Source organism: Dermatobacter hominis, assembly GCF_020715685.1.
GTDB lineage: Bacteria > Actinomycetota > Acidimicrobiia > Acidimicrobiales > Microtrichaceae > Dermatobacter > Dermatobacter hominis.
The window spans coordinates 1407336-1424660 of record NZ_CP085840.1 but is presented as its reverse complement, the minus strand read 5'-3'; the positions used below and the strand labels follow the sequence as shown (position 1 = coordinate 1424660).

Here is a 17325-nt window from a genome sequence, read left to right as displayed (position 1 = left end):
CGACACCATCGCAACGGGATTGACGAACATGAGCGACGCAACCATCTCCGCCTACGCGGATGCCGCCTACAGCATCGCCACGGCCGAGGGCAGCACCTCCGAGGTGACCGACGAGCTGTTCCGGCTCGGACGGCTCCTCCAGAGCAACGACGAGCTGCGCGGCGCCCTGACCGACACGCACGTGCCGGTGGAGCGCCGAGCCCAGATCCTCGAGGACCTGCTCGACGGCAAGGCGACCCGCACGACCGTGGCGTTCACCTCGATGCTGGTCACCGCCGGTCGCATCGGCGACCTGCCGGCCATCGCCGACGAGCTGGCGAACCGTGCGGCCGCCGCCCGCGGTGAGACGGTGGCCGAGGTCCGCTCGGCCGTGCCGCTGACCGAGGCCCAGATCGCCCAGCTGGCCCAGGCCCTCAAGGCCCGCACCAACATCGACGTCACCGTCCGCAACGTCGTCGACCCGACCGTGATGGGTGGCATCGTCACCCAGATCGGTGACTCGGTCATCGACGGCTCCGTCCGTACCCGCCTGAACCAACTCCGAGAGGCCTTCTGAGATGGCTGAGCTCACGATCAACACCGCCGACATCACCGCAGCGATCAAGAAGAACCTCGAGGGCTTCGCGCCCGACGTCGAGCTGACGCAGGTCGGCCGGGTCATCGAGGTGGGCGACGGCATCGCCCGCGTGTCCGGCCTTCCCGACGCCGCGGTCAACGAGCTGCTCGAGTTCGAGTCCGGCCTGCTGGGCCTCGCCCTCAACCTGGACGAGGACTCGATCGGCGCCGTGGTGCTCGGCGAGGTCGACTCCATCGAGGAGGGCCAGACCGTCAAGGCCACCGGCCAGATCCTCTCGGTGCCGGTCGGCGACGGCGTCCTCGGCCGCGTAGTGAACACGCTCGGCGAGCCGATCGACGGCAAGGGCCCGCTCTCCAACGTCCAGGCCCGCCGGATGGAGATCCAGGCGCCGGGCATCATGGGCCGCCAGCCCGTGGGCGAGCCGATGCAGACGGGCATCAAGGCGATCGACTCGCTGATCCCCGTCGGCCGGGGCCAGCGCGAGCTGATCATCGGCGACCGCAAGACCGGCAAGACCACGGTCGCGATCGACACGATCATCAACCAGCGCGGCCTGGGCGTGAAGTGCATCTACGTGGCGATCGGCCTCAAGGCCTCGACCGTCGCCCAGACGGTGGCCACGCTCGCCGAGCGCGGTGCGCTCGAGTACACCGTCGTCGTCGTCGCCCCGGCCTCCGATCCGGCGCCGTTCAAGTACCTCGCCCCGTACGCCGGCTGCGCCATGGGCCAGCACTGGATGGAGAACGGCGAGCACGCCCTCGTGGTGTACGACGACCTGTCCAAGCAGGCCGAGGCCTACCGCCAGGTGTCGCTGCTGCTGCGCCGCCCGCCGGGCCGCGAGGCGTACCCCGGCGACGTCTTCTACCTGCACAGCCGCCTGCTCGAGCGGGCCGCCAAGCTGTCCGACGCCAACGGCGCCGGCTCGCTGACGGCCCTGCCGATCATCGAGACGAAGGCCGGCGACGTGTCGGCCTACATCCCGACGAACGTGATCTCGATCACCGACGGCCAGATCTTCCTGCAGGACGACCTGTTCAAGTCCGGCATCCGCCCGGCGGTCGACGTGGGCATCTCGGTGTCCCGCGTGGGCTCCGCCGCCCAGATCAAGGCCATGAAGACGGCCGTGGGCACGCTCAAGTCGGACCTGCAGCAGTTCCGCGAGCTCGAGGCGTTCGCCGCCTTCGGCTCCGACCTCGACGCCGTGTCCAAGGCGCAGCTCGAGCGCGGCTACCGGCTCACCGAGCTGCTCAAGCAGGGCATCAACAGCCCGATGGCGGTCGAGGACCAGTGCGTGGTGATCTTCGCCGGGACCCGGGGCTACCTCGACAACATCTCGGTCGACGACGTCCGGGCGTTCGAGGACGGCCTGCTCGACTGGTTCCGCACCCGTCACGCCGGGATGCTCGAGGGCATCCGCAGCACGGGCAAGCTCGACGACGAGGACGGCTTCGAGGCCGCCATCAAGGCGTACGCCGCCCAGTTCCAGGGCACGTCGGTGGACGGCACCTCGCCGGCCGCCGAGGCCCAGGGCGATGCCAGCTCGACCGTCGCCACCTCGAGCCGCCACCTCCCCGAGGAGGACGTCACCCGCGCCGAGGCCGGCGTCACCGACTCGGGCGAGCTGCCCGAGGGCGAGCAGACGGTCTGAGGCCGGGCGACCGGGACGTAGGGAGCACAGATGCCGGGAGCACAGGAGCGGATCCTCCGACGGAGGATCGCGAACGTCTCCAACACCAAGAAGATCACGCGGGCCATGGAGCTCATCGCGGCGACGCGCGTGGTCAAGGCCCAGCAGCGGGCCAACGAGGCCCGGCCCTACGCCGAGCACATCACCCAGGTGATCCAGGACCTGGCCGCCGGCGGCGCCGAGGTCGACCACCCGCTCCTGCGTCCGGTGGACGCGGTCGAGAAGGTCGGCATCGTCGTGCTGGCGGCGGACCGGGGCCTCGCCGGTGCCTACAACTCGTCGGTCATCAAGGCCGCCGAGCGAGAGGTGCAGGCCGCCCGCTCGGAGGGTCGTGAGTACTCGCTCGTGACCGTCGGTCGGAAGTCCAAGGGCTACTTCTCCTTCCGCAACTACTCGATCGAGGCCAGCTTCGAGGGCTTCTCCGAGAACCCGAGCTTCGAGGACGCCGTGGCCGTCGCCGCACGGGTGGTGGACCTCTTCATCAACGGCGGGTGCGACCGCATCGACCTCGTGTACACCCGGTTCATCTCGATCGGGTCCCAGGAGGTCGTCGTCCGACGGTTCCTGCCGCTCGAGGACGAGGCGACGATCGCCGAGGGCGGCGACGCCGGTGCCACCGCCGGCTTCGAGTTCGAGCCGTCGGCGTCCGCCGTGCTGGCGACGCTGCTGCCCCGCTACGTCGAGTCCCGGATCTTCGCGGCGCTCCTCGACGCCGCGGCGTCGGAGCTGGCCAACCGCCAGCGGGCGATGAAGTCGGCCACCGACAACGCCGAGGAGCTCATCCTCAAGTACACGCGGAAGATGAACCAGGTCCGCCAGGACGCCATCACCACCGAGATCATGGAGATCATCGGCGGCGCCGAGGCCCTCGCCGACGACCGCGAGTCGCCCGGCGAGCTCATCCTCCACCACCTCGACACCGAGCCGTTCCTCGAGCTCGACCACCGCCACGCCTCCGGTCCCTCGCGGACCTGACGCACGCCGACCCGAACGACCTCGCTCACCGAACGACCCACCTCCCGAACGACACCGATCGCAGCCCAGGAGTCACCCATGACCGTCACCGAAACCGAACTGAAGGACGGCCGGATCGTCGCCATCGCCGGCCCCGTGGTCGACGTGGAGTTCCCGTCGGACTCGGTCCCCGAGATCAACCACGCGCTCGAGTTCACGATCAGCGTCGACGGCGTCGACACGGTCGTGGTGGCCGAGGTCGCCCAGCAGATCGGCGACAGCCGGGTCCGTGCCATCGCCATGAAGCCGACCGACGGCCTCATCCGGGGCACTGCGGTCCGCAACCTGGGCCACGGCATCTCCGTGCCCGTCGGCGACGCCACGCTCGGCCACGTGTTCAACGTGCTGGGCCAGCCCCTCGACGTGCCCGAGATCGCCGACACCGAGCGCTGGGACATCCACCGCGAGGCGCCGCCGTTCGACTCGCTCGAGCCCAAGGCCCAGATGTTCGCCACGGGCATCAAGGTCATCGACCTCCTCACCCCGTACCTCCAGGGCGGCAAGATCGGCCTGTTCGGCGGCGCCGGCGTGGGCAAGACCGTGCTCATCACCGAGATGATCAACCGCGTGGCCAGCCAGTTCGGCGGCGTGTCGGTGTTCGCCGGCGTGGGGGAACGGACCCGTGAGGGCACCGACCTCTTCATCGAGATGGGCGAGACCGCGCTCGGCGAGTCCGGCTCGGTGCTCGACAAGGCCGCCCTGGTCTTCGGCCAGATGGACGAGCCGCCGGGCGTGCGCCTGCGGGTCGCCCTGTCCGCTCTGACGATGGCGGAGTACTTCCGCGACGTCCAGGGCCAGGACGTGCTGCTGTTCATCGACAACATCTTCCGGTTCACCCAGGCCGGCTCCGAGGTGTCGACGCTGCTCGGCCGCATGCCCGCCGCCGTGGGCTACCAGCCGACGCTGGCCGACGAGATGGGCGAGCTGCAGGAGCGCATCACCTCGACCGGCGGTCGCTCGATCACCTCGCTGCAGGCCGTGTACGTGCCCGCCGACGACTACACCGACCCGGCGCCGTTCACCGCCTTCACCCACTTCGACGGCACCACGGAGCTCTCCCGTGACATCGCCTCGCTGGGCATCTACCCGGCGGTGGACCCGCTGGCGTCGTCCTCGTCGATCCTGACCCCCGAGGTCGTCGGCGAGCGCCACTACGCCGTCGCCCGTCGCGTCCAGGAGATGCTGCAGCGCTACAAGGAGCTGCAGGACATCATCGCCATCCTCGGCATCGACGAGCTCTCCGAGGAGGACCGGGTCACGGTGGACCGGGCCCGGAAGATCCAGAAGTTCCTCGCCCAGCCCATGTACGTGGCCGAGGTCTTCACCGGCCTCCCCGGCATCTTCACGCCGGTCGAGGAGACCGTCGAGAGCTTCGAGATGCTGGTCAACGGCGACCTGGACGACCTGCCCGAGCAGGCGTTCTTCAACGTCGGCGGCGCCGAGGACGCGATGCGCAAGGCGAAGGACCTGGAGGCCGGCGCCTGATGGCCCTCGAGGTCGAGCTCGTCTCGCCGGAGCGCATCGCCTTCTCGGGCGAGGCGAAGATGGTCATCTGCCGGACCACCACCGGCGACATCGCCTTCCTGCCCGGCCACGTCCCCTTCATCGGGGTCCTGGCCACGCACCCGGTCCGCCTCCAGATGGAGGACGGCACCGAGCAGGTCATCGCCGTGCACCAGGGCTTCGTCGAGGTCTCGCCTCCCGACGCCGACGGCAACACCCGGGTGACGATCCTGTCCGACGTCGCCGAGCTGGCCGACACGATCGACATCGATCGTGCCCGTGCCGCCAAGGAGCGGGCCGAGGAGATCCTCCGCTCCGACGCCGAGAACCCCGAGGCCCGGGCCGCGCTGGTCCGTGCCGAGGTGCGCCTCACCGTCGCCGACGCCGCCTGAACCGACCCGTCGACACGACCCGAGCTCCCGGCCGATCCGGCCGGACTCGGGTCGTCTCGCGCCCGGCCCGGGCGCCAACCCGTCGAACTTGTACGCACCCGACCTGCCACCGGTCGCTCACGTACACGTTCGCCCGGCCCCGGCGAACTTGTACGCCCCGGTCGTCCATCGCGCTCGTGGCGTACGAGGTCGACGGGGATCGGGTGGTCCCGCGCCTGCCCCGGCTAGGACCCGCCGGGGCGGGGGAGGCGGCCGACGTCGATCGCACCGCGCTGGGCGGCGGCGGCCTTGTTCGCCTCGAGGATCTCCCGGTGCACCTCCTCGCGGTGCACGGTCACGTGACGGGGGGCGTCGATGCCGATGCGGACCTGGTCGCCGCGCAGCTCGAGCACCGTCACCACCACGTCGCCCCCGATCACGATGGACTGGTTGGCGCGTCGACTCAGGATCAGCACGGTGCAGCGGGCTCGCTCAGGCGGGGATGGGTTCGCGGGTGGTGAACGTGGTGTCGGTGAGCACCACCTGGCGCCCGAGCCGGGTGCGCACGTCGAGCAGCACCGGGCCGAGCAGGTTGGCGGTCACGCCGTCGTCGGTGGCGGTGACGAGGCAGAGCAGCTGGGCATCGGCGGGATCGGACAGGCCGATGGCGATGCAGTCCTCGTCGCCGATCGTCGGCTCGTAGTCGGGGAAGACGGCGGCCGGCACCACGGCGAGGAAGCTCACCGTCGGGTCGTCGAGGCTCTGGAGCCAGCTGTACACGCCGGTGTCCTCGGCGGCCACGAGCGCGAACCGCCGCAGCTGCGGGAACCCGATGAGCCCGGCCGGGACCTCGATCACCGATCCTTCGTCCACCTCGATGGGGCCGAGGCGTTCGGACTCGACGAGCATGGCGGTCATCGTAGTGCCGGGTCCGCTGCGGCCGAGCTGACGGTCCCCGAACGCGGCGCCGCGGCGCTGCCGGGCCCGCTGTCCGGGGCGCCGGCGACCGAGCGCAGCAGCTCGGCCCAGCGCTCGGCGGTGGCGGGCTCGCCGTCGATGCCGACGACCGGCACGTCGGAGGTGAGGAAGCCGACGGCGGTCGCGGGGTCGACGTCGCCCACGAGCTCGATGCCGTCGACCGGGGCGAGACCGTGCAGTCGGCGGCCGACGACCTCGTCCGCGGCTCGCCACCCCGGCACGGCGAGGCGGACCTCGGCCGGGGCGAGGGCGTCGAGTGCGGCGCGGGCCCAGCGCCGGGCGTCGTCGCCGGGCGGCAGCAGCACGGCCACGACGCTCCGTCCGGGGCGGCGGTTCCAGCGGTCGCGGCGGGCCGCCGCCTCGTCGGGCGAGCCGACCCACATCCAGGCGGGGTGGGCGGCGGGCGCCTCGGGGGCGACGACGATCACGTCGTCGGCAGATGCGCCGTCCTCGGTGCAGAGCCGGCCGGCCACGGCCATCGCCTCGTCGCGCTCGCCGACGACGGCCACGATGCCGCGCTCGACCGGCGAGGGCGGTGCGGTGCGGAGCACGTCGACCCGTCCGGCCAGCTCGCACGCGTCGAGGCCGGGGGCGGCCAGCGTGAGCAGGGCGAGCCGGGCGTCGAGCTCGGCGCCGCCGAAGGTGCCGGCGACCGGTGCGGGCTCGGGCGCGGTGGCCGCCGGCGCCGCCTCGGCGCCGGACGTGTCCGGGGCCGCAGCCCGGGCCGCGAGATCGGGGGCCGGCGCCTCGACGGGCTCCTCGGACCGGGTGCGAGCGGTGGCGATCGTCGGGGCGGGGTCGTCGACGAGCAGCCCCTGCAGCCGGGCGACCAGCTCCTCGTCGGACGGTCCGGCGGGCTCGGCGTCCCGGAGCGCCCGGGCCAGGTGGGCGGCGAAGTCGTCGCCGACCGGCGGCGCACCGGTCCCGTCCTGGCCGGTGACGGGCGCCGCGACGTCCGGGTCCGGACCCGCATCGGCGGGGGCTGCGGCGTCCTCGGCGAGCTCGGCGACGTCGGCGACGAGAGCGGACGCATCGGCCTCGACGACGAAGTGCTCCCGACCGAAGAACCCGCCGATGCCGCCGACGATCGTCCGGTCGGTGCGGAGGAGGGTCGCGCCGGCGCCGACGTGCTGGTGCACGACGGCGAGCACGTCCGCGATGCGCGGGCCCTCGACGACGAGGCGGTCGCCCTCCAGGCGGGCGGTCGGCGCCGCGGGCTGGTGGCGGGCCTGCGGGTGGCGGGCCGGCCGCGTGCGGTCAGACGTCGTTCGGAACACGGACGGCTCCCAGGTCGGTGACGGAGAACGGGGCGACGAGCTCGTCGAAGGACAGCACCGGGACGTGCGGCACGACGCGCTGGCTGAACCGGCGCAGCGCCGGCCGGAGCGGCGGCGAGCACACGAGCACCGGGCGCTCGTCGAGCTGCTCGGCGGAGCGGACGGTCTCGACGATGCCGTCGCTCAGCGCCTGGGCGAGGTCGGGGTCGAGGGCGACGGCGGTGCCGTGCTCGGTCCGGGTCAGGGCGCCGAGCAGCCGGTGCTCGAGCACGGGGTCGAGGCTCAGCACCGGCAGGCGGCCGTCGTTGGCGCGGTCGGCGCAGATCGCCGGGGCCAGGACGGCCCGGCACGCCTCGGCCAGCGCCTCGGTGTCGCGGGTGACGCGGGCCTGGGCGCTGATGACCTCGAGGATCCGGACGAGGTCGCGGATCGGCACCTGGTCGGCGAGCAGCACCTGCAGCACGGCGTGGACCTCGCTGACGCCGACCTGCGCCGTCGTCAGGTCGTCGAGGACCGCCGGATCGGTGTCGCGGACGAGGTCCATGAGGGCCTTGACGTCCTGGCGCGACAGCAGGTCCGACGCGTGCTCCCGGCACACCTCGGCGAGGTGGACGCTGATCACCGACGAGCGGTCGACGATCGTCGCGCCCTCGGCCTGCGCCTGCCGGCGGAGCTCCATCGGCAGCCACTTCGCCGTGAGCCCGAACACCGGCTCGCGCACCTCCTCGCCCGGCCAGCGGTCGAGGTCGTCGGCGATCAGCAGGAACCGCCCCGGTGGCGCGGTGCCGCGGGCGACCTCGACGCCGTGCAGGCGGATGGCGTACGAGCCGAGCGGCAGGTCGACGTCGTCCCGGGTGCGGACGGCCGGGAGCACGAAGCCGAGCTCCAGGGCGAGCTTGCGCCGGAGCGCCCGCACGCGGTCGAGCAGGTCGCCGCCGACGCCGGTGTCGACGAGGTCCACGAGGTCGATGGCCAGCTCGAGCCCGATCGCCTCGACCCGCATGGCCCGGGCCAGCTCGGCCGGGTCGTCGGGCGAGGGCGGGGCCACCTCGGCGTGGGCCGCCACCTCCTCGTCGACCTCGTCGACGCCGGCCTTCATGCGGCGGGCCGCGACGAGCATCGCGGCGCCCACGAGGAGGAACGGCACCTTGGGCATGCCGGGCACGAGGGCGATGACGATCAGGGCGGCGCCGCCGGTGCGCATGGCCGTGGCCTGCTTGCGGAACTGCGACACGATGTTCGTGCCGAGGTCGTCGTCGCCGGCGGCCCGGGTCACGATGAGGCCGGAGCTGATCGACACGAGGAGGGCCGGGATCTGCGTCACCAGGCCGTCGCCGACGGTCAGGACGGCGTAGTTGTCGACGGCCTCGGCCGGGCTCATGCCGAGCTGCATCACGCCGATGACGAACCCGCCGATGAGGTTGATCGTCGTGATGATGATGCCGGCGATGGCGTCGCCCTTGACGAACTTCCCGGCGCCGTCCATCGCGCCGTAGAAGTCGGCCTCCTGAGCCGTCTCCTCGCGGCGCCGGCGGGCCTCGGCGTCGTCGATGACGCCGGCGTTGAGGTCGGCGTCGATCGCCATCTGCTTGCCGGGCATGGCGTCGAGGGTGAAGCGGGCGGCGACCTCGGACACGCGGTTCGAGCCGTTGGTGATCACCACGAACTGGATCACCACGAGGATGAAGAACACGACCAGGCCCACGACGAGCGAGCCCTGGATCACGAAGCTGCCGAAGGACTCGATCACCGCGCCCGCCGAACCCTGGCCGAGGATCAGGCGGGTCGAGCTGATGTTCAGGCCGAGCCGGAAGAGCGTGGCGATGAGCAGCAGGCTGGGGAACGCCGACATGTCGAGCGCCCGGGTGGCGCCGACGGCGCCGAGCAGGAGCAGCACCGAGAAGGCGATGTTGAGCGTCAGCAGCACGTCGAGCAGCGGCGCCGGCATCGGGATGACCATGAGGGCCACCACGAAGACCATCGCCGCCGGGAACACGGTGGAGCCGAGTCGTCGCATCATCGTCACGGGTGGATCGGCGCCGGGGCGCGTCGGATGAGGCTTCGGGCCCGGCGGCGACGGAGCCAGGCCCGCTCGAGCGAGCGCTCCGGGTCCTCGCCGGGAGCGGTCCAGGTGTCGGGCACGGCGAGCGACACCGAGCCGCCGAGCAGCGACCGGCCCTCGAGGCGGCGCACGAACGCGAGCACGGTCGCCACGGCCTGGAACAGCTCGCGGGGGATCTCGTCGTCGAGGCGGCACGACCGGTGCAGGGCGCGGGCCAGCGGTGGGGAGCGCACGACGGCGACGTCCGCCTCGGCGGCGGCGGCCCGGATGCGGGCCGCCATGGCGTCGGAGCCCTTGGCCACCACCCGCGGGGCGCCCTTCTGCGGGTCGTAGCGCAGCGCGACCGCGAAGTGGGTCGGGTTGGTGACGACGACGTGCGCGTCCGCGACGCCGGCCAGCATGCGGTTGCGGCTCATCGCCATCCGGGTCGAGCGGAGCTTGGCCTTGACGTGCGGGTCGCCCTCGGACTCCCGCATCTCCTGCTTGACCTCCTGCTTGGTCATCTTGTTGTCGCGCAGGAGGTTGAAGCGGGCCCATGCGAAGTCGGCGACGCCGATCAGCGTGCCGATGACGGCGACGAGGCGCACGAGCTGCAGCGCGGTCCCGGTCATCTCGCCGATCGCCTCGGTCAGCCCGAACGTCGAGCCGAGCAGCATCCGGGACGTGCCGAGCACGGCGGGGATGGCGATCGCGAGGATCACGACCATCGTCACGACCTGCTTGCCGGTCTCCCACAGCGCCTTGACCGAGAACAGGCGCTTGACGCCCGCGGCGGGGCTGAGGCGCTCCCACTTCGGCTTGAGCGGGTCGGTGGTAAACACCAGGCCCACCTGGGCGAGCGTGCCGATCAGCGCCCCGACCGCGACGACGACCAGGAACGGGATCATCGCCGAGAACGCCTCGCGGGCGATCGCGCCGGCCTGCTCGTTCAGCACCTCGGGCGTCGGGTCGGCGGCCACGACCTGCACGGACCGGACGCCCTCGGACAGGACGGTCGCGAGCCGGCCGATGACCGGCGGCATGAGGAACGTGGCGAGCAGCAGCGACAGCCACCCGACGAGCGTCGGGCTGCGCGCGACCTGGCCCTTCTTGCGGACCTCACGGCGGCGCTTGGCCGTCTGCTGCTCGGTCTTCTGGTCGCGGTCCTTGGCCACGTGCCGCCTCCGCTACCCGGCGATCGCGGCCATGCCCCGCATGGCCTGGTCGACGATCATCTCGACGCCGCGGGGCAGCAGCACGAGCGCGCTGGCCCCGAGCACCAGCAGGATGAGGCTCTTGGCGCCGAAGCCGACCACGAGCAGGTTGAGCTGCGGCGCCGCCTTCGTCAGCAGGCCGAGGAGCAGCTCGGCCATGAACAGCGCGGCGAGCAGGGGCAGCCCGATCTGGAGGGCGGCGACGAAGAACGTGCCCAGCCCGTCGACGAGCACCGCGTCGATCCGGCGGATCGACACGTCCTGCGCGGTCGCGTCGAAGCTCCGCAGCAGGCCCCCGATGATCAGCAGGTAGCCGCCGGTGCTGAACAGCAGCAGCGTGGCGAGGATCTGGTAGAGGCGGGCCATGGGGGACAGGCCGGCCTGTGCGAACGGGTCGTAGATGGCGGCGCTCGAGAACCCGACGCTGACGTCGACGAGCTGGCCGGCGGCCTGCACGGCCGAGAACAGCATCGAGACGAGGAACCCGAGCGCGAGGCCGATCCCGGCCTGGAACACCACGCCCACGACGAGGTGCGCGAGGTCGATGTCGCCCATCTGGCCGGTCAGCCGCGGGGTCACGACGAGCGCCAGCGCCACCGACATGCCGACCTTGACCTTCACCGGGACCGCGGGACCGGCGAACGGCGGGGCGATGCACAGGAACGCCAGCACGCGCACCGACGCCATCAGCAGCGTGGCGACCTGGGCGGCGTCGACGTGGATGTCCATCATCGGGGTCCTGGCGGGGGCTGGTGTCGGGGTCCTGGCGAGGGCGGGCCGGCCATCTCGGGGATCGGCAGGGCCGGTGCCTCAGCCGAGGAGGTCGGGGACCTGCGCCATCAGGTCGGTCGTGAACGACACGGCGGTCTGCAGCATCCAGGCGCCGCCGATCAGCAGCACCAGCGCGACGCCGAAGCACTTGGGCACGAACGTGAGCGTCTGCTCCTGCAGCTGCGTCACGGACTGGACGAGGCCGATGGCGAGGCCGATCCCGAGTGTGACGAGGAGCAGCGGCCCGCCCAGCTTGAGGGCGAACAGCATGGCGTCGGTGCCGATCTGGACCACAGCGGTGTCGGTCATCCGGTCGAGATCCCCTTGTAGTTGGTGACGACGGAGGTGATGGTCAGCGCCCAGCCGTCGACCATCACGAACAGCAGCAGCTTGAGCGGGAGCGAGACGAACACAGGGGGCAGCATCATCATCCCCAGCGACATCAGGACGGCCGAGACGACCAGGTCGAGGATCACGAACGGCACGAAGAGCACCAGGCCGATGATGAAGGCCGACTGCAGCTCCGACAGGACGAACGCCGGCACGAGGGTGACGAGCGAGGTGTCCATCGGCTCCTCGGGCGGCTTCCCGCCCTGCAGGTCGATCATCAGGTCGAGCTGCGACTCGCGCGTGTTGGCGAGCATGAACTCCTTGATCGGGACCTCGGCCTCCTCGAGCGCCTGCGACTGCGTCATCTTCCCGTCGAGGTAGGGCTGCAGCGCCGTGTCGTTGATCTGCGTCAGCACCGGCCCCATCACGAACACGGTCAGGAACAGCGACAGGCCGACGAGCACCTGGTTCGGCGGGATGCCCTGGAGGCCGAGCGCGTTGCGGACGAGCGAGAGCACCACGACGATGCGAGTGAAGCTCGTCATCATGATCAGGAGCGACGGCGCGATCGCGAGCACCGTGAGGCCGAGGATGATCGCGACGGTCCGGCTGGGCCCGTCCTTGCCCTCCTCGCCGTCGAGGTCGATGTCGACCTGCAGGTCCTCGGTGGGGGCGACGTCGTCGCCGGCGTCGGTCGACGTGCCGATCGGCGGCGGCGTGGTCGGGTTCGTGACGTCGTCGGTCGACGGGGGTGCCGGCGGCTCGGGCGCGGTGGGCGCGGGGCCGGTGCCCGGGGTGTCGGTCTGGGACGGCAGGGGCTGGGCGCCCGCGGTCGAGGCCGCCGGTCCGGCCAGGGCGACCAGGAACAGCAGCAGGAGCAGCGCGCAGGCCGGGAGGGACCGGCGGGACGGACGCAAGTGAGGGGAGCGGCTCGGGGCTCGCGGGGCGGTCAGGAACGACGGACGGTCAGTTCCCGGAGCGCCTCGACGATGCTCATCCGTGCCGGGGGTGTCGCCGGGGTGGTGGCGACGGGGAGCCCGGTCCGTCGGGCTCCCATGACGGGGGTGCCGGCGGTCGCGCCGGCGAGGGTGGTCGGGGCCAGGGCGACGGGCCCGACCGGCGGGTGGGCCGGCACCGGTGGCGTGGTCGCGACCGGCGGCCCGCCGGCATGCCCGGCGGTGGCCGGTGCCCCGGTGGCCTGCCCGGTGGTGATCGGGTCGATCGGGGCCGACGTCGTGTCGGCCTCGGGCAGCTCCTGCCACGCGGCGTCGAGGCCGTCGGCGGCGCTCAGCACCTGGACGCGCTCCTCGGTCACGCCGAGTAGGACGGCGGTCCCGCCCACGCGGGCGAGCACGATCGAGGCGTGCTTGTTGAGCGCTCGGCGGTCGAGCACCTCGAGGCGCCCGCCCCGGCCGCCGCCCGCGCCGGGCCGGAGGAGGCCCTTGCGCCGCAGCACCCAGGTGAACCCGCCGACGAGGGCGAGCACGAGCCCGAGCGACAGGGCGAGTCGGAGCACCAGGGCGGCGGTGCTGGTGTCGGCCACGACCGTCAGACCTCGTTCGTGCCGAGGATCTCGGTGACGCGGATGGCGTACTCCTCGTCGACGACGACGACCTCGCCGCGGGCGACGGGGGTGCCGTTCACGAGCAGGTCGGCGGGGCTGCCGGCCGCCCGGTCGAGCTCGACGACGGAGCCCGGGCCGAGGGTGAGCAGCTCCGAGACGTTCATCCGGGTCCGACCGAGCTCGGCCGTGACGGTCATCTCGACGTCCGCGAGCAGCGACAGCGGTGAACGGGCGCCGATCGGCTCCTCCGGAGCCGGCGCGGCCGCGGTCGCCGCAGGGCTGGTCGGGGCGGTCGGTGCCGGAGCCGCGGCGGTCGTCGGGGCGGGCGCCGGTCCGGGTGCCGGCGCCGGCTCGGCGATGCGGCCGAGCACGGCGACCGTGGCGACGTGGCGCCCGTCGAGGTCGAGGGCGATGGCGTCGAGGGCGTCGTCGTGCCCGAGCTCGAACACCTCGGCCACGGCCTCCGGGGTGACCACCGGGACCGAGGCCGTCACCGCGGCACCGTGGCCGCGGGCCCACGCCTCGAGCGCGCTGGCGGCCGCGGCGAGGAAGCCCGTGGCCGGCTCGGCGGCACCGCCCGGGGCGAGGTCGGCCGCGGCGACCACCAGCGCTCGGTGGGCCTCGCCGCCGCTGAGCGACACGGCCACGCCGTCGGCGGTGCCGCCGGCGGGGAGGATCGTCGTCGGGGCGGGCTCGACCAGCACCCGGCTCTCCAGGTCGGTCCCGAGCGCCTCGGTGAGCGAGGCGGCCAGGCGGTGCGCGGAGGGGACGTTCGGCTCGGTGGCCACGGGGGCGCCTGTGCTCATCGTTGCTCCGGGTTCGGTGTGGGTGAGGGGGTCGTCGGTGAGGGGGTCGTCGGACGGGCGGCCGGCGTCGGGGGCGTCATCGCTGCTCCGGTCGGGTCGTCTCGGTGACGAGCGCGGCCAGCCGGTGGCCGCGCCGCGAGGCCTGCACGTGGAACAGCTCGACGCCGTCGACCTCGGCCGTCAGGTCGCGGTCGACGGGGTGGCCGAGCGGGATCAGGTCGCCGGGCTCGAGGCCGAGGACGTCCTGGCTCCGCATCGTCGTCGGCCGGAACCGCACGGACACGTCGACGGGGACGTCGGCGACCCGGGCCGACAGCCGCTGGCGGATCGCCATCGCCTCGTCGCCGTCGGTCGGCGTGGCGACCGAGTGCGGTGACATCTCGCCGAGCAGCGGGCGGAGCGTCGTGTACAGGTAGGCGAGCGACACGTCGGTCTCGAGCACGTCGGCGATGCGCAGGCGGAGCCGGAGCACGACGACCATGTCCGATGCCGACGCGAGCTGGGCGAACTGCGGGTTCGACTCGGCGCCGACGACCCGGGGCCGGAGGCTGGCCACCGGCCCGAGCGCGTACGCCAGCTCGCCCATCGCCCGCTCGACGACGGTGCGCATCAGGGCGGATTCGATCTCGGTGAGCGGGCGGTCGAGGGTCTGCTTGCGGCCCCGGCCGCCGAGCATGAGCTCGCAGACGGTGAGCGACCCCTCGATCGAGAACTGCAGCACGCCGACGCCCGGGAGCGGGTCGAGGGCCAGGACGGTCAGGTGCGTCGGGACCGGCAGCTCCCGCACGTACTCCTCGTAGCTGAGCTCCTCGGCGCCGTCGACGGCCATCGTGCACACGGTGCGGAGGTTCGACGACAGCAGCGTCGCGAACTGGGCCGCGAACGTCTCGTGGAGGATCTGGAGCGTGCGCAGGTGGTCGCGGTTCAGCTTGTTGGGACGACGGAAGTCGAACGCCTGCAGCGCGGCGGTCCGGGCAGGGGCTTCACCCACGGTCACGGTGGTGGATCGGCCGCGGGCGCGCGCCGATGAGAGTTGGCCCGAGAAACCGCGAACCTCGCGTCCCCGCTCTGTTCCCGGATCCCGGGGCGAACACCCCAGGATCCGGGAACAGAGCAGCGGCATGGGCGGCGAGCGCGCTACTGCACGACGAGCTCCGTCAGGTAGACGCCGTGGAACTCGTCGCCGAAGCGGTCCGCCCCGGCGTCGTGCAGCTCGTCCTTGACCCGCTCGGCGGTGACCTCCTCGGCCCGGAGGGCCCCGATGCGGGAGATCACGGAGTCGCTCATGCGGCTCGGTCCGCCGGCCTTCTCCCAGTCCGCCGCGGTGGTGGACTCGGTCAGCTCGACCGCCACGCCGACCCGGGCGAGGTGGCCGTCGGCGAGGTTGAGCGTCAGGGCGTCGAGCGGGACGACCTCGCCGGCCTTCGGTGGCTCGGGCTCGACCTCCTCGGCCGCGCCGCCGCCCCCGCGGAGCACGAAGGCGGCCCCGACCAGGCCCACCGCCAGGACGACGGCCGCGACCACGACGGGGAACCGGCCTTTCTTCGCCGGTGCGGGTGCCGATGGGGACGGCGTCTCGCCCCCCTCGTCGGCCGTGGGCGTTCGTGTGGTCGTGGCGGTCATGGCCCCTCCCCGGGAGCGAGCGAGAGGACGGCGATGTCCACCCGGCGGTTCCGAGCGCGGCCTTCTGCGGACGTGTTGGGCTCGAGCGGGCGCTGGTCGGCGTAGCCGCCGGCCTCGAGCCGGGACTGCGGCAGCCCGTGGCGTTCCACGAGGTAGCGCAGCACGGCGCCGGCGCGGGCGGTCGAGAGCTCCCAGTTGGACGGGAACCGGCCCGTGCTGATCGGGACGTCGTCGGTGTGGCCCTCGACCGAGACGCGGTTGGGCAGCGCCGCGAGCGCGTCGGCGACGGCGTCGACCACCACCATGCCCTCGGGTCGCAGCTCGGCGGACCCGGGTGTGAACAGCACCTCGTCGCTCAGGATGCTGACGACGAGCCCGCGGTCCTCCTGCCGGAACGAGATCGCACCGCCGAACCCGGCCGCGTCGGCCCGGCTCTGGATGGTGGCCTCGGCGGTGCCGAGCTGCGCCCGGTCGGCTGCGCCCAGCGCCGCCACCTGCTGCTCCCGGGCCAGGGCGGCGCGGGCCGCGTCGGGCACCGTCGTCGTGGTCGTGGCGGTGCCGTCCAGCGGGCCGCTGCCCTTCTCGAGCGGCGTCGAGATCCCGATCTCGCCGGCGAAGCTCCGGGAGAACTCCCGCAGCTTGGCCAGGTCCTGGCTCCCGATCGCCCAGAGGACGAGGAACAGGCCCATGAGCAGCGTGAGCATGTCGGCGTAGGGGATGACCCACGCCTCGTGGTTCCCGTGCTCCTCGTGGTCCTCGTCGTCGTGGCGGTGGCGGCGCCTAGGCACTGCTCCGCTCCGGTTCGGCGGTGGACGACGCCCTCGACGGGGGCAGGTGGCTGCGCACCAGGTCGCCGAGGACCCGGGGGTTGAAGCCGGACTGGATGCCCAGCACGGCCTCGACCAGCATCCGCTTGCGGGCGACCTCGAGCGCCGAGAGGCGGCCGAGCTTGGCCGCCCACGGCAGGAAGATGCCGTTGGCGAGGAACACGCCCCAGAAGGTGGCGATGAAGGCGGCGGCGATGCCGTGGCCGAGCTCGCTCGGGTTGTCGAGCTTGCCGAGCGTGACGATCAGGCCGACGACGGCGCCGATGATGCCGAACGTGGGGGAGTAGGTCCCCATGCTCGTGATCATCTTCGCCCCCTGTCGGTGGCGGGACGACATGGCCCGGATCTCGGAGTCGAGGACCTCCTCGACGATCTCGGGATCGGCGCCGTCGACCACCATCTGCAGGCCCTTGCGGAGGAAGGGGTCCTCGAGCTGGTCGAGCTCGGACTCGAGCGACAGCAGGCCGTCGCGCCGGGCCCGCTCGCCCAGGCCGACGATCGTCGGGACGACGTCGCCGTCCTCGCCCTCGCCCTTGCGGAACATCATCTTGAACAGCCGGGGGAGGTTCTTGGCGTCCGAGGTCGTCGTGCCGAGGAAGGCGGCGCCGAACGTGGGCAGCACCACGATCAGGAACGCCGCCGGCACGGTGAAGAACGCCACCGGGGACACGCCCTTGAGGAGGGCGCCGACGAACACGCCGATCAGGATGAGCAGGGCGCCGACGAGCGAGATGGGGTCCAC

The 17325-nt window shown here is 72.7% G+C and carries 19 protein-coding genes; 5 read left to right on the top strand and 14 right to left on the bottom strand.

Annotated elements, in window-relative coordinates:
- Window positions 1–28: 28 nt before the first annotated feature.
- From atpH to atpC, 5 genes are all read left to right on the top strand, one after another.
- Window positions 29–556 (top strand): ATP synthase F1 subunit delta, encoded by a 528-nt coding sequence (atpH, locus tag LH044_RS06610; protein ID WP_227759008.1) that lies wholly within the window; start codon window positions 29–31, stop codon window positions 554–556.
- A 1-nt stretch (window position 557) separates the two neighbouring features.
- A complete protein-coding gene (atpA, locus tag LH044_RS06605) occupies window positions 558–2225 on the top strand; it encodes a F0F1 ATP synthase subunit alpha (RefSeq protein ID WP_227759007.1) in 1668 nt (555 codons plus the stop codon).
- Window positions 2226–2255: 30 nt separating this feature from the next.
- A complete protein-coding gene (locus tag LH044_RS06600; RefSeq protein ID WP_227759006.1) occupies window positions 2256–3239 on the top strand; it encodes a F0F1 ATP synthase subunit gamma in 984 nt (327 codons plus the stop codon).
- Window positions 3240–3317: 78 nt separating this feature from the next.
- Window positions 3318–4763, top strand: coding sequence for a F0F1 ATP synthase subunit beta (atpD, locus tag LH044_RS06595; protein WP_255626094.1), 1446 nt, complete (start codon window positions 3318–3320; stop codon window positions 4761–4763).
- Window positions 4763–5173, top strand: a complete 411-nt coding sequence (gene atpC, locus LH044_RS06590; protein WP_227759005.1) for an ATP synthase F1 subunit epsilon — start codon at window positions 4763–4765, stop codon at window positions 5171–5173. Before atpD ends, atpC begins: the two co-directional genes overlap by 1 nt.
- Window positions 5174–5397: 224 nt before the next feature.
- Here atpC and csrA read toward each other — a convergent pair whose 3' ends face one another.
- The 14 genes from csrA to LH044_RS06520 form a co-directional block, all read right to left on the bottom strand.
- Window positions 5398–5628 carry a carbon storage regulator CsrA gene (gene csrA / locus LH044_RS06585; protein ID WP_227759004.1) on the bottom strand — a complete coding sequence of 77 codons (231 nt, stop codon included), beginning with the start codon at window positions 5626–5628 and terminating at the stop codon, window positions 5398–5400.
- Window positions 5629–5644: 16 nt separating this feature from the next.
- Complete coding sequence (gene fliW, locus LH044_RS06580) at window positions 5645–6061, bottom strand: flagellar assembly protein FliW (protein ID WP_227759003.1); 417 nt, start codon at window positions 6059–6061, stop codon at window positions 5645–5647.
- 5 nt (window positions 6062–6066) lie between these two features.
- Entirely contained in the window at window positions 6067–7407 is a 1341-nt protein-coding gene (locus tag LH044_RS06575; protein WP_227759002.1) for a hypothetical protein, read from the bottom strand.
- Complete coding sequence (gene flhA / locus LH044_RS06570; protein ID WP_227760074.1) at window positions 7388–9427, bottom strand: flagellar biosynthesis protein FlhA; 2040 nt, start codon at window positions 9425–9427, stop codon at window positions 7388–7390. The genes LH044_RS06575 and flhA overlap by 20 nt, the downstream gene beginning before the upstream one ends.
- A 2-nt stretch (window positions 9428–9429) precedes the next feature.
- A complete protein-coding gene (locus tag LH044_RS06565) occupies window positions 9430–10623 on the bottom strand; it encodes an EscU/YscU/HrcU family type III secretion system export apparatus switch protein (protein WP_227759001.1) in 1194 nt (397 codons plus the stop codon).
- A 12-nt stretch (window positions 10624–10635) separates the two neighbouring features.
- Complete coding sequence (locus LH044_RS06560) at window positions 10636–11391, bottom strand: flagellar biosynthetic protein FliR (RefSeq protein ID WP_227759000.1); 756 nt, start codon at window positions 11389–11391, stop codon at window positions 10636–10638.
- A gap of 81 nt (window positions 11392–11472) precedes the next feature.
- Window positions 11473–11742: a flagellar biosynthetic protein FliQ gene (locus LH044_RS06555; protein WP_227758999.1), complete on the bottom strand. Its 270-nt coding sequence runs from the start codon at window positions 11740–11742 to the stop codon at window positions 11473–11475.
- Window positions 11739–12680, bottom strand: a complete 942-nt coding sequence (gene fliP, locus LH044_RS06550; RefSeq protein ID WP_227758998.1) for a flagellar type III secretion system pore protein FliP — start codon at window positions 12678–12680, stop codon at window positions 11739–11741. Before fliP ends, LH044_RS06555 begins: the two co-directional genes overlap by 4 nt.
- 32 nt (window positions 12681–12712) lie before the next feature.
- On the bottom strand, window positions 12713–13306 hold the full coding sequence (locus LH044_RS21830) for a FliO/MopB family protein (protein WP_255626093.1): 594 nt from the start codon (window positions 13304–13306) through the stop codon (window positions 12713–12715).
- 5 nt (window positions 13307–13311) lie between these two features.
- Window positions 13312–14133 (bottom strand): flagellar motor switch protein FliN, encoded by an 822-nt coding sequence (gene fliN, locus LH044_RS21890; protein ID WP_304512045.1) that lies wholly within the window; start codon window positions 14131–14133, stop codon window positions 13312–13314.
- Between the two features lie 76 nt (window positions 14134–14209).
- Window positions 14210–15124 (bottom strand): flagellar motor switch protein FliM, encoded by a 915-nt coding sequence (locus LH044_RS06535; RefSeq protein ID WP_227758997.1) that lies wholly within the window; start codon window positions 15122–15124, stop codon window positions 14210–14212.
- 146 nt (window positions 15125–15270) lie between these two features.
- Window positions 15271–15756 carry a flagellar basal body-associated FliL family protein gene (locus tag LH044_RS06530; RefSeq protein ID WP_227758996.1) on the bottom strand — a complete coding sequence of 162 codons (486 nt, stop codon included), beginning with the start codon at window positions 15754–15756 and terminating at the stop codon, window positions 15271–15273.
- Window positions 15753–16544, bottom strand: coding sequence for an OmpA/MotB family protein (locus LH044_RS06525; RefSeq protein ID WP_227758995.1), 792 nt, complete (start codon window positions 16542–16544; stop codon window positions 15753–15755). Before LH044_RS06525 ends, LH044_RS06530 begins: the two co-directional genes overlap by 4 nt.
- Entirely contained in the window at window positions 16537–17325 is a 789-nt protein-coding gene (locus LH044_RS06520) for a motility protein A (protein ID WP_227758994.1), read from the bottom strand. The genes LH044_RS06525 and LH044_RS06520 overlap by 8 nt, the downstream gene beginning before the upstream one ends.